At 61.7% G+C, this 12115-nt stretch carries 7 protein-coding genes; 3 read left to right on the top strand and 4 right to left on the bottom strand.

Features of this window, described 5'->3' with window-relative positions; translation table 11 throughout:
• Window positions 1-252: 252 nt before the first annotated feature.
• The gene (locus ACYZTX_RS10000) at window positions 253-5205 is read left to right on the top strand and encodes a retention module-containing protein (RefSeq protein WP_462033927.1); all 4953 of its coding nucleotides are present in this window, start codon (window positions 253-255) and stop codon (window positions 5203-5205) included.
• 82 nt (window positions 5206-5287) lie between these two features.
• Here ACYZTX_RS10000 and lapD read toward each other — a convergent pair whose 3' ends face one another.
• From lapD to ACYZTX_RS10020, 4 genes are all read right to left on the bottom strand, one after another.
• Window positions 5288-7228, bottom strand: coding sequence for a cyclic di-GMP receptor LapD (lapD, locus tag ACYZTX_RS10005; protein ID WP_462033928.1), 1941 nt, complete (start codon window positions 7226-7228; stop codon window positions 5288-5290).
• A gap of 22 nt (window positions 7229-7250) precedes the next feature.
• Window positions 7251-7958 carry a cysteine protease LapG gene (gene lapG, locus ACYZTX_RS10010; protein WP_462033929.1) on the bottom strand — a complete coding sequence of 236 codons (708 nt, stop codon included), beginning with the start codon at window positions 7956-7958 and terminating at the stop codon, window positions 7251-7253.
• A gap of 113 nt (window positions 7959-8071) precedes the next feature.
• A complete protein-coding gene (locus tag ACYZTX_RS10015) occupies window positions 8072-8467 on the bottom strand; it encodes a YbaN family protein (protein ID WP_046055970.1) in 396 nt (131 codons plus the stop codon).
• 10 nt (window positions 8468-8477) lie between these two features.
• Window positions 8478-9065: a UPF0149 family protein gene (locus ACYZTX_RS10020; RefSeq protein WP_223487825.1), complete on the bottom strand. Its 588-nt coding sequence runs from the start codon at window positions 9063-9065 to the stop codon at window positions 8478-8480.
• 274 nt (window positions 9066-9339) lie between these two features.
• Between ACYZTX_RS10020 and recQ the strand changes: the two genes are divergently transcribed.
• Window positions 9340-11466 carry a DNA helicase RecQ gene (recQ, locus tag ACYZTX_RS10025; protein WP_449642449.1) on the top strand — a complete coding sequence of 709 codons (2127 nt, stop codon included), beginning with the start codon at window positions 9340-9342 and terminating at the stop codon, window positions 11464-11466.
• 119 nt (window positions 11467-11585) lie between these two features.
• Window positions 11586-12020: a MarR family transcriptional regulator gene (locus tag ACYZTX_RS10030; RefSeq protein ID WP_462033930.1), complete on the top strand. Its 435-nt coding sequence runs from the start codon at window positions 11586-11588 to the stop codon at window positions 12018-12020.
• The last annotated feature ends 95 nt before the right edge of the window (window positions 12021-12115 follow it).

Below are 12115 nucleotides of genomic sequence, written 5' to 3' on the forward strand. Positions count from 1 at the left end.
GATCGTTACGCATCGCTCGAAGGGCGATTTGTTGCGCAAGTGGATCCCGATGCTATTGATTGCATAGGGTTTTATCCCGAAGCAGACACGTCGCCCGCGAGCGGCACGCTTGGCGAGAACGGCGCCAGGGCAGCGGCTTACTTCAGGTAACCACTGCCAGCAGGCGATTCTGCCAGGCAACCCGTTTGTGCCATGAGCACGTTCTTCGCAAAAACAGGATGCCGACAGCGGTTGGCAGCGGAGGAAGTGCACATGGCTACGCTCATCGGTATCGTCAGTAAGGTTATTGGTCAGGTGTTCGCGGTCGCAAGCGATGGCACCCGACGCGCGCTGGTCGAGGGGGATCGATTGTTCGCCGGCGATCAGCTAGTCACCGGGGCCGAAGGCGCGGTGGCGGTGAATCTGCAAAATGGCCAGGAACTGACCCTCGGGCGTGGTAGCAGTCTGGAGATGACGCCTCAGTTACTCGCGCATCAGGCACCCCCTGTAGACACCGCTGAAGCTGTGACGCCAACTCTGGCGCAACTGACCGATGTCGAACAACTGCAAAAAGCGATCGCTGCCGGCGACGACCCGACCCAGACTGCTGAAGCCACGGCGGCCGGACCTGGTTCGACCGGCGCACCCGGTGGTGCACTGGGCGGCGGCCACACGTTCGTCATGCTTGAAGAGGTGGGCGGGCGGGTAGATCCGACTATTGGTTTTCCTACCGCCGGCTTCAACGGTATTCCCGAATTTCCCCTCGAACGTCTGGCTGGTGACCCTGATAACGGCGACAACGGTGCGGGTGGTGCGGGTGGTGCGGGTGGTGCAGGTGGTGCGGGTGGTGCAGGTGGTGCGGGTGGTGCAGGTGGTTCAGGTGGTTCAGGAGGGACAGGCGTTGTTCCTGTGACACCGGTTGTTCCTGATGTGCCGAACAATCCGGTCACCCTCACCGGCCTGTCGGTGGCGGGGGGCGAACTGTACCTCAATGAGGCCAACCTGGCCGACGGTTCGGCCCCCAACCCTGGGGCACTGACCAAGGCCGGCACGTTCAGCGTGTCTGCTCCTGACGGGCTGACCAGCCTGAGCATCGGTGGGATCAATGTGATCAGCGGTGGCGTTGCCGCAGGCTTCCCGCAGTCGATCACCACCCCGTTGGGCAACACCCTGACTATCACCGGCTACAACCCGGCCACGGGGGTTGTGAGTTACAGCTACACCCTCAACGACAATGAAATCCATCCGGCCGGTGACGGCGCCAACAGCATCACCGAGAATTTCGACGTCGTCGCCACCGATACGGACGGCAGTACGGCGACCGGGCAAATCAACGTCAACATCGTCGATGACGTGCCGACCGCCCATGCCGACGCGACTTCGGTCGCCGAAGGCGGCATCGTCAGTGGCAACGTGCTGTGGAACGACGTCGGCGGCGCCGATGGTCTCGCCGCAGGGGCGGTGCTCGGCGTGCGCGCCGGTTCAGACACCTCGGCCCCGGTCATCGGCGGCCTCAACACTCAGATCAATGGCACCTACGGCTACCTGACGCTGGACGCCAACGGGAACGCCGTCTACCACAGCAACCCGAACACCGTGAGTGGCCCTGGCGCGACCGACACGTTCACCTACACCCTGCGCGATGCCGACGGTGACCAAAGCACCACCACCATCACCATCGACGTGCGCAACAGCTGCATCACAGCGGTCAGCGACAACGACGTGACCGTCTATGAAAAAGCCCTCGACCTGAACAAGGACGGCCAGGATCTGGCGGCCGGCACCGTCACCGGCAGCGAGCCGGGCCACATCGGCGAAACCGCCAGTGGCACCCTGGTCGGCTCGGTCACCGGTGCCATCGGCGCAATCACTTACACCTTGGTCGGCAGCGCCACTGGCACCTACGGCCAAATCCTGCTCAATCCCAACGGCACCTACACCTACACCCTGACCTCACCGGCCAGCACCACGCCGCAGGCGAACGACGGTGCCAACACCCTGAGCGAAACGTTCACCTACCACGCCACCGATTCCCTGGGCAACGTTGTCACCAGCACCATCGTGGTCAACATCGTCGATGACGTTCCGACCGCCCATGCCGACGCGACTTCGGTCGCCGAAGGCGGCATCGTCAGTGGCAACGTGCTGTGGAACGACGTCGGCGGCGCCGATGGTCTCGCCGCAGGGGCGGTGCTCGGCGTGCGCGCCGGTTCAGACACCTCGGCCCCGGTCATCGGCGGCCTCAACACTCAGATCAATGGCACCTACGGCTACCTGACGCTGGACGCCAACGGGAACGCCGTCTACCACAGCAACCCGAACACCGTGAGTGGCCCTGGCGCGACCGACACGTTCACCTACACCCTGCGCGATGCCGACGGTGACCAAAGCACCACCACCATCACCATCGACGTGCGCAACAGCTGCATCACAGCGGTCAGCGACAACGACGTGACCGTCTATGAAAAAGCCCTCGACCTGAACAAGGACGGCCAGGATCTGGCGGCCGGCACCGTCACCGGCAGCGAGCCGGGCCACATCGGCGAAACCGCCAGTGGCACCCTGGTCGGCTCGGTCACCGGTGCCATCGGCGCAATCACTTACACCTTGGTCGGCAGCGCCACTGGCACCTACGGCCAAATCCTGCTCAATCCCAACGGCACCTACACCTACACCCTGACCTCACCGGCCAGCACCACGCCGCAGGCGAACGACGGTGCCAACACCCTGAGCGAAACGTTCACCTACCACGCCACCGATTCCCTGGGCAACGTTGTCACCAGCACCATCGTGGTCAACATCGTCGATGACGTGCCGACCGCCCATGCCGACGCGACCTCGGTAGCGGAGGGCGGCATCGTCAGTGGCAACGTGCTGTGGAACGACCTCGGCGGCGCCGATGGTCTCGCCGCAGGGGCGGTGCTCGGCGTGCGCGCCGGTTCAGACACCTCGGCCCCGGTCATCGGCGGCCTCAACACTCAGATCAATGGCACCTACGGCTACCTGACGCTGGACGCCAACGGCAACGCCGTCTACCACAGCAACCCGAACACCGTGAGTGGCCCTGGCGCGACCGACACGTTCACCTACACCCTGCGCGATGCCGACGGTGACCAAAGCACCACCACCATCACCATCGACGTGAACAACAGCTGCATCACGGCCGTCAGCGACCACGACGTGACCGTCTATGAAAAAGCCCTCGACCTGAACAAAGATGGCCTGGATCTGGCGGCCGGCACCGTCACCGGCAGCCAGCCAGACCGCACGGTTGAAACCGCCAGTGGCACCCTGCTCGGCTCGGTCAGCGGCGCCAGCGGCGCGATCACTTACACGCTGGTCGGCAGCGCCACAGGCACCTACGGCCAAATCCTGCTCAACCCCGACGGCTCCTACACCTACACGCTGACGTCGGCGCCAAGCACCACGCCGCACGCCGACGATGGCGCGAATACCCTGAGCGAAAGTTTCACCTACAAAGCCACCGACGCCCTGGGCCATTCCACCACCAGCACCATCGTGGTGAACATTGTCGATGACCTGCCGAATGCCAGCCCCGACGCGGCCTCGGTCGCGGAGGGCGGCATCGTCAGTGGCAACGTGCTTGTGAACGACTTCGGCGATGCCGATGGGGGCGGGGTGGTCGGTGTGCGCGCCGGTTCGGACACCTCGACCTCGGCCATCGGCGGCTTGAACAGCCAAATCAATGGTACCTACGGTTACCTGACACTGGATGCAGCGGGCAACGCGGTCTATCACAGCACCCCGGACGCCGTGAACGGTCCCGGTGCGACCGACGTGTTCACCTACACCTTGCGCGATGGCGATGGCGACGAGAAGACCACCACCATCACCATCGACGTGAACAACAGCTGCATCAGAACGGTCAGCGACAATGACGTGACCGTCTACGAAAAAGCCCTCGACCTTGCCAAAGGTGCAGACTTCACCGGCAGCGGAGCGATCAATTTCTACGGCCCTCACAACAACGCGGCTAACCATACATTGGCGAATGTGCGGAGTGCCTTTGCCGGCAACGCTGCGACCATGACTGCCCTGCTGGTGGTCAGCGGTTATCTGGGCGCCGTCACCCATGCCAACGCCAACGATGAGGACCGCATCACCGTCAACCTCAAACAGGGTGAAACCCTTAACCTGGATCACAATCTGGCGGCTGGTCACATCGCGATGGAGTACTCCGTCAACGGTGGTGCCTTCATTGCCATCGCCGACGGCCAGACCATCACCGCCGCGGCAGACGGCACGTACCAGATCCACATCACCAACCTCGACAACGATGGTCCGGGCAGCAGCGGGAAGGGGGCGGAAAACTACCAGCTGACCATGACCGTCAACTACGCCGGGGCCCACGACATCACGCCAGATGCCCATGGCACCTACACCGCCAACGACAGCCATGGCGGCAGCAACAGCGGCGCCGCGACCATCATCTATCAGGAAGGCCACACCTTCACCGGGACGGCGGGCGATGATGTACTGGTGGCGGGCGCCGGCAATAACGAGTTGCGCGGCGGTGCTGGCAATGACTTGCTGTTCAGCGGCGCGGGCAACGACCTGCTCGACGGCGGCACGGGCGTCGACACGGCGAGCTATGCCCACGCCACGGCCGGCGTCACCGTCGATCTGAGCCTGCTCACCCCGCAAAACACGGTGGGCGCCGGGACCGACACCCTGACAGCAATCGAAAACCTGACCGGCTCAAACTTCAACGACAGCCTCACGGGCGACAACCACAGCAACATCATCAACGGAGGCCTGGGTAATGACATGCTCAACGGCGGGGGCGGCGATGACTTCCTGATCGGCGGTCTGGGCAACAACACCCTCACCGGCGGCAGCGGTGCTGACACCTTCCAGTGGCTCAAAGGCAACAGCGGCCATGACGTGGTCACCGACTTCACGCCGGGCACCGACAAACTCGACCTGTCGCAATTGCTGCAAGGGGAAAACGGCACCACGGCGTCGCTGGATGACTACCTGCACTTCAAAGTCACCGGCAGCGGGGCCTCGGTACTGACCAGCATCGACGTTAGCGCCATGGCCGGTGCCGCGCCAAACCAGACCATTGACCTGGCGGGTGTCAACCTGGCCAGCCACTACGGCGTAACGCCGGGGGCGGGCGGTGTGATTGCGGGTGGGCATGACACGGCGACGATCATCAATGGCATGCTCAATGACCATTCGTTGAAGGTGGATACCGTGTGACCTGAAACGACAAAACCCACCATCCCTGTGGAAAGGGATGGCGGGTTTTTTGTTGTTTGCGGGGGCTGTTCCAACTTACGGCTCACATCGGCTCCGGCGGCCCGATCAACCGCCCCATCACTCCAAACAACCCCAGCTCCCGGATCACCTCCAACTCCCCCTTGGTCTCCACCATCTCCGCAATCAACGGCAAATCAATGCTGTTGGTCGCCCGAAAAATCGCCTCGATGAACTGTTTTTTATCACTCTGCTCATCAATGTGGCGGATGTACGCACCGTCGATTTTCAAGTAAGCCAGCCCCAGTTGAGCCAGGTTGCCGATCTGGCTGAAGCTGCCACCGAAATGCTGCAGACCGATGCGGTAACCGGTTTTGAGCAGGCTGTGGCTCAGGCGTTGCAGTTCTTCCTGAGGGGGCAGTTGGCGTTCGTCGATTTCCAGAATCAGCAGGGGCGCGAGTTCGGGCAGCGATTCGAGCATGTCGAGGATGTGTTGCAGATGCGCGGGATCGCGCAGGGTGCTGCCGGACAGGCTTAACGCCAGGGGCCAACGGTTGACGACTAGGTAGTCGAGGGTCGCTTCGAGCATCGCCAGGTCGAACCGCGCCGACCAGCCGAGGCGCTCGATCCATGGGAGGAAATGCCCGGCGGCTATCGCCTCGCCCTGTGGGTCGAGCAGGCGCGCGAGGACTTTGTGATGCAACACTTGGCTGGTGTCGGCGCATTGCACGACGGGTTGGAAATACAACTGCATCTTGCCTTGGTTCAAGGCGTCGTCGATCCAGGCTTGCCAGTCGTTTTGAGACGGGTTCGGCGCGGTGTTGGAATAGGCCAAGTGGACCCACGGGTGCTCGGGATGTTGCTGTGCTTGGGTCAACGCCTGATCCAGGCGCATCAGCACGTCACTGGCCGGTTCACCGGGTTGGAAAGCAACGATCCCCAAGTGCGCCACCGGCATGCAATCGCTGGCGCCGGTCAAGCGCAGGTTTTCCAGGGTGGCGCTGATTTCGGAAGCCAGGCGTGCTGCGTCCTTGGCGTCGAGGCCCGGTGTCAGCAGGCTGAACTCGCCACCGCGATTGCGTGCCGCCAGCCAGGTGCGACGCTCCGCCAGTTGGGTCAAACGCTTGAGCATTTCACCGACGGTGCTGATCAAGGCGTCAGTGCGCTGGCCGCCCAGACGCTGGTTGAGACCGATAAGGTCGTTGATCCGCAGCATCAGCAAATGGCCGTCGCTGCTCTGCTCTGAGACCAGCAATTGGTCGTCGAGTTGTTCATCCAGCAAGCGTCGATTGGCCAGGCCTGTCAGGCTGTCCTGATAAGATTCGACCCGCAGCTTTTCACTGCGCGCGACCTCTTCGGCGAACAGCGCTTTGAGCTTTTCGACCATCTGGTTCATAGCCAGTACCACGCGTTTCAACTCCGGTGTGCGCGGCAGTTTCGGCAGGCTGAGGAACTCGCGTTTGCTGATGGCTTCGGCTTGTTTGACCATTTTGTCGAGCGGGCGCAATTGCCGCCGCAGTAACCAGCCACCAAACACGGCGCTGAGCAGTCCGCAAATCAGCAGCCAGATCAGGCTGCCGAGGGTGCTGTCCCACAGTTTGGCCAGGGCGAACTGCGGGTTGCTCAGTACTTCGACCCGTGCCGCCTGCACCCAGCCACGCATGACCAGTGCTTCGCCACCGGGCGGGTGCAGGTTGACCAAACTGACAAACCAGGTGGGAACGCTCTTGATTTTCGCCGATACGCTGCGTTCCACCAGCACCTGTTCATTCTCGATGTTGATGACTCGGATGCTGCTGAAATAGCCACTGTCGAAAATCGAGCTGACCATCAACTCGATCATCGCCGGGTCATCGATCTGCGCCGTCAACGACAAACCCAACGCCGTGGCGGCGTCCTGGGCGTGGGAGCGCAACTGGCCAAGCATCTGGTCGCGAGAGCTTTCCAGGCTGACAAAAAAACTGCCGCTGAAGGCCACCAGCAGGAACAGGCAAATGGCGAGAAACAATTGTTTGCGCAATGACATAAAACGCTCCTTGCAATGGTGGCTAGCCGTCGCCCACGGCGAACCCTTCGGCCTGCATCTTTTTTAATACGTCCTGCCAGCGCGACAGATTTTTCGAGTTGGTGCTGCGTTTACTGCCATTGGCTCCCGGCAAGTACAGGCCTTCGGCGTTGAAGGCGTACACCGGCAGCAGGTCTTTGCGTTGGGAGGCGGGGCGGATTTCGCCGATCAAGTTGTCCAGCACCAGCGGATCGGCCGTAGGGCTGTTGTAGAACGTCAGCACCATATGCGCCTGGTTCTGGGTCAGGGCTTTGACGTAGGTGATGCGCAGTTTCTCGCTGGGAATTCCGAGGTGGCGCAGGCTGAAATACTTCGCCAGTGCGTAGTCCTCGCAGTCAGCGGCACCCTTGATCAGGGATTCGACGGGCGTGGCCCAGTAATCGGTCTGACGCCAGATGCGGGTGTCGTCCCGAAAGCTCAGTTGCTGATTGAAGAAGCGATTGACCGCGTTCAGTTGCTCGCGCTCGGAGGCGTTGGTTTCGCTTTGCAACATCTGACTCCAGGCCTCGATCCGTCCCTGTCCCGGGCCGAGGGTGCCGTAGCGTTTTTCGGCGATTTGCAGAATCTGCGCAAATTCCCGGTCGGCCCAGACACTGCCCAGCCCGGCCAAAAGAAAAGTGATCAGCAACAGCCATCCACCGAGCCGAAGTCGGAGCGTTGACCCTCCTGGACTACGCGGACTGCGGGACATGTCTGGCCACTCGGGTGCAGATGCCTGAAGTCTAGGCGGTGTTTTTTGAAAGGTAGGGTTGATCGTCGGAGGAAGGGGTTGATCGTTCCCTCGCGCGTGAGAACGATCAGCGATCAGGATTTGCGCAGGGTTTTCTGTTTGAGGATGTAGACGGTCACCAGCACGGCGCTGGTGAGCATGAACCCCCGTGCCCACGGCAGAGGCACCAGGTAGCAGGAGAGCAGGATGCTCGCCCACATCAGCCCGATCGCGTAGACCTTGCCTTTGAGCGGGATGCCATTGCCGCTCAGGTAATCGCGAACCCACGGCCCAAGCCGTGGATGCTCAACCAGCCAATGATAGAAGCGCGGAGAACTGCGGGCGAAGCAGGCGGCCGCCAGCAGCAGGAAAGGCGTGGTGGGCAACACCGGCAGGAAAATCCCGATCACCCCCAACGCTACGCTCAGCCAGCCGATGGCCAGCAGCACGTAGCGCAACATCAGGGAGCGGTTGCCTATGGGGTTGTCCATAGGCAAAACCTTAGTGGTGACGAGGCTTGAGGATCGCCGGTTTTTCGTCTGGCGCCTGGCACAGCAGGTACAGCGCGGTCAGGGCTTCCGGGATCTGCACGATCATGTCGTCCATCAGGTTGGCGTCTTTGGCGATGTCTTCGAACTCAGGCTGTTCGTCGAACAGACCCGAACCGACCATGATCGGCAGCAGCATTTCGCTGACTTCGTCTTCGGCGGTTTCGAACCAGGCCGCTTCACGCAGGAACACGCCTTCCATGAAACCGATGCACCAGCCGCGCAGGTCGGAATCGTCCGGCTCCTCGCCCAGGTCCAGGTCGCACGGCAGCTCGAACTCTTCATCGGCAGCCAATTGGCGGGCGATGTGAGCCTTGAGCAGCAGCAGGGTGGATTCGATCGCTTCACGCTCGGTGTCGTCGGCGTAATGCGGCTCTTCGGCGAAGAGGGCGTCGATCCATTCACGGTCGGGAACGGTTTCGGAACAGATCGACAGCGCAGTGAGGTAGCCGTGGGCGGCCACGTAGTCCAGCGCCTCGTCATGCAGTTCGTCGGCGTCGAGGAAGACTTGCAGGCGGGTTAATTGCTCAGCGAAGGACATTAAAGGGCTACCTTGGGAATTAAACAGATGCGGGAATTCTAGGCCTTCTTGAGCACTCAGGCCAGCCGCGCGGCATATTTGCGCCCACAAGCCTCTTATCAGCGGCGCCCTTTGCCGGACAGGGGTCGGGTATACTCGCGCGTTTTGTGATGTCCTGCCGGCGTCGCGGCTGAAATGTGAAGCGTCATGCAATGCGCACTTACGATTTGTCGGTGCAGCCTTCGTGGTTCTGAACCAGCCTTGCAGGGATGTTTTTGTGATTTTTGGAGTTTCTATGCTCGAACAGGCTCAACGCGTCCTCAAGGACATCTTCGGCTACGACAGTTTCCGTGGCCGTCAGGGTGCAATCATTGAGCGCGTGGCCAGTGGCGGCGACGCCCTGGTGCTGATGCCTACCGGTGGCGGCAAGTCCTTGTGCTTCCAGGTGCCGGCGCTGTTGCGCGAAGGCCTGGCGGTGGTGGTGTCGCCGCTGATCGCATTGATGGACGACCAGGTCGCGACCCTCGAGGAGCTCGGCGTCGCTGCCGCTGCCTTGAATTCCACGCTCAGCGCCGAGCAGCAGCGCGATCTGGCGGCACGGATCAAGCGCGGTGAAGTGAAAATGCTTTATCTCGCGCCCGAGCGTCTGGTTCAGCCAAGGATGCTGGCTTTCCTGCAAAGCCTTGAAATCTCTCTGTTCGCCATCGACGAAGCCCACTGCGTGTCCCAATGGGGCCACGACTTCCGCCGCGAATACCTGCAACTGGGCCAGTTGGCGGAATTGTTCCCCAACGTTCCGCGTATCGCCCTGACCGCGACCGCCGACAAGCGCACCCGGGAAGAAATCGTCGACCGCCTTCATCTTCAGGATGCCGAGCGTTTCCTGTCGAGTTTCGACCGCCCCAACATCTTCTATCGCATCGTGCCCAAAGAGCAGCCGCGCAAGCAATTGCTGGCGTTTCTCGCCGAGCGGCGCAGCGATGCCGGTATCGTCTATTGCCTGTCGCGCAAGAAAGTCGACGAAGTGGCGGTGTTCCTCAGCGAACAAGGCTTCCCGGCGCTGCCGTACCACGCCGGTCTGCCCAACGATACCCGGGCTCACCACCAGAAGCGCTTCCTCAACGAGGAAGGCCTGATCATGGTCGCCACCGTGGCGTTCGGTATGGGCATCGACAAGCCCAACGTGCGCTTTGTCGCTCACCTCGACTTGCCAAAATCCCTTGAGGCTTACTATCAGGAAACCGGTCGCGGCGGCCGTGACGGTCTGCCCGCTGACGCCTGGATGGCCTACGGCCTGCAAGACGTGGTGATGCTCAAGCAAATGTTGCAGAACTCCGAGGGCGACGAGCGCCACAAGCGTCTGGAGCAACACAAACTCGACGCCATGCTCTCGCTCTGCGAAGAAACCCGCTGCCGTCGTCAAACGCTGCTCGCCTACTTCGATGAAGACATGCCCGAGCCCTGCGGCCATTGCGACAATTGCGTTGACGGCGTGCAGACCTGGGACGCCACCGAGCCGGCCCGTCAGGCGCTTTCGGCGATCTTCCGCACCGGCCAGCGCTACGGCGTCGGGCATCTGGTAGATGTGTTGCTGGGCAAGGACAACGAAAAAGTCCGCAGCTTTGGCCATCAGCATCTGTCGGTTTACGGTGTCGGCAAGGCGATGGGGGAGAGTGAATGGCGCTCTCTGTTCCGACAGCTGGTTGCCCGTGGACTGGCGGACATCGACCTCGAAGGCTACGGCGGTCTGCGCTTGAGTGATACGTGCCGGCCGCTGCTCAAGGGCGAAGTAACCCTGGAACTGCGTCGCGACCTCAAGCCGCAAACCACTGCCAAAAGCAGCAAGAGCCAGGCGAGCCAACTGGTTCGCGGCGAAGAACGCGAACAGTGGGAAGCCTTGCGCGCCCTGCGTCGCAAGCTCGCCGAAGAGCATGGCGTGCCACCGTACGTCATCTTCCCCGATTCGACGCTGCTGGAAATGCTCCGCAGCCAGCCGACCTCGTTGTCGGAAATGGCCACGGTCAGCGGCGTTGGCGCGCGCAAGCTGGAACGTTACGGCGAGGCCTTCCTCGAAGTTCTCGGCGGCCAGGTCGAGGCGCCGAAAGTGGTGGCCGACCTGCGCCACGAACTGATCACCCTGGCCCGAGCGGGCATGACGCCGCTGCAAATCGCCGGCCAGCTGCAATGCTCGGAAAAGAACGTCTACACCCTGCTCGCCGAAGCGATTGGCAAGCAACAGTTGTCGCTGGAGCAAGCGCTGGATCTGCCCGAAGAGTTGATGGGCGAAGTCCAGGACGCGTTCCTCGATGGCGAGGGCGAATTGCCGCCCGTGTCGGAGATCGCCGCACTGTTCGCCGGTCGCGTGCCGGAAGGGGTTTTGTACTGTGTGCGGGCGGCGCTGCAATCCGAATTCGAGGTTTAAGTGATCTGCCACATAGATGTAACGATTCAGTACAGAGCAAGCCTTGCCTCGAGCCAAGGGTCATGCTTAGCTGACTAATAATTAGTTTTTCTCTATTTCAGTCTGATCATGAGTGTTTTATGCCGTTAACCGACCAACACCGCTTTGGCATGCAACTGGCCCAGATGTCGCGCGGCTGGCGTGCCGAACTGGATCGCCGTCTGGCTGGCCTGGGTCTGTCCCAGGCACGCTGGCTGGTGCTGCTGCACCTGGCGCGTTTCGAGGATGCCCCGACCCAACGAGAACTGGCGCAAAGCGTCGGTGTTGAAGGGCCGACCCTGGCCCGACTGCTCGACAGCCTCGAAGGCCAGGGACTGGTGCAACGTCAATCGGTGCTGGAAGACCGCCGGGCGAAGAAAATCGTCCTTTGTGCCCCGGCGCGTCCGTTGATCGAAAAAATTGAAACCATTGCCACCCAACTGCGCCACGAATTGTTCGATGGCGTCGATGAGGCGGATGTGAAGGTTTGCATGCGTGTCCACGGGCACATTCTGGCCAACCTGGAAAAATCTTGAGGCATTACCGCGCGCCGGATTTTTGAGATACCCCGTTGGGCAGACTATAAAGAACTACTTGGCAATATCGTGTTCGTACCGGATGTGCGAACGCG

The sequence above is a fragment of the Pseudomonas sp. MDT1-17 genome, assembly GCF_054898105.1.

Bases quoted from the DNA above. Each gene is read 5' to 3' on its own strand.
- ACYZTX_RS10000 (WP_462033927.1), top strand. From the start codon at position 253: ATGGCTACGCTCATCGGTATCGTCAGTAAGGTTATTGGTCAGGTGTTC.
- lapD (WP_462033928.1), bottom strand. From the start codon at position 7,228: ATGTCATTGCGCAAACAATTGTTTCTCGCCATTTGCCTGTTCCTGCTG.
- lapG (WP_462033929.1), bottom strand. From the start codon at position 7,958: ATGTCCCGCAGTCCGCGTAGTCCAGGAGGGTCAACGCTCCGACTTCGG.
- ACYZTX_RS10015 (WP_046055970.1), bottom strand. From the start codon at position 8,467: ATGGACAACCCCATAGGCAACCGCTCCCTGATGTTGCGCTACGTGCTG.
- ACYZTX_RS10020 (WP_223487825.1), bottom strand. From the start codon at position 9,065: ATGTCCTTCGCTGAGCAATTAACCCGCCTGCAAGTCTTCCTCGACGCC.
- recQ (WP_449642449.1), top strand. From the start codon at position 9,340: ATGCTCGAACAGGCTCAACGCGTCCTCAAGGACATCTTCGGCTACGAC.
- ACYZTX_RS10030 (WP_462033930.1), top strand. From the start codon at position 11,586: ATGCCGTTAACCGACCAACACCGCTTTGGCATGCAACTGGCCCAGATG.